Origin of the sequence: Brevundimonas sp. UBA5866 (genome assembly GCF_002432125.1) — a bacterium.
Lineage (GTDB): Bacteria > Pseudomonadota > Alphaproteobacteria > Caulobacterales > Caulobacteraceae > Brevundimonas.
Map to the genome: position 1 here is coordinate 1 of NZ_DJFS01000010.1, position 420 is coordinate 420.

The following is a 420-nucleotide window of genomic DNA, read 5'->3' on the forward strand; positions in this document are numbered from 1 at the left end:
CGGCGAGCTCGAACCGTCTTCAGGGCTGGGTTCGGGCTGGGGATTATCGGGTGCGGCCGCTTCGATCACCACATCCGAGACGATGCTGACCGGAACCGAGTTCACCAGGGGACGCGGCTCTTCGACCTTGCGGTTGGACAAGGTGACAAGACTGAGCGCCACCACACCGGCGTGGAGCGCAATCGAACCCAGCAATGCGGGGGAAGGCTTACGCATCCAGCCTTAGGCCCCTGCCGCCTCGGCGGTGTCGGTGATCAGGTTCAGCTTGGTGAAACCCGTTGCCGACAGGCGCGCCATCACGCGGGCCACCGCCTGATAGGGGGCGCGGCCATCGGCGCGGATGAAGATCTGCTTTTCGCGGGCGTTCTCGCCCGCTTCCTCGCCCACGCGCACGGGCAGCTGCTCCCAGCTCACCTCGTC

At 66.4% G+C, this 420-nt stretch carries 1 protein-coding gene and 1 pseudogene; both read right to left on the reverse strand.

Going from position 1 to position 420, the window contains the following annotated elements:
- Nucleotides 1–216, reverse strand: a pseudogene (locus tag B3H86_RS00930) (energy transducer TonB); the annotation flags it as partial.
- 6 nt (nt 217–222) lie between these two features.
- Nucleotides 223–420 (reverse strand): ExbD/TolR family protein (locus B3H86_RS00935; RefSeq protein ID WP_292050686.1); only part of this gene is annotated, 198 nt, incomplete at its 5' end.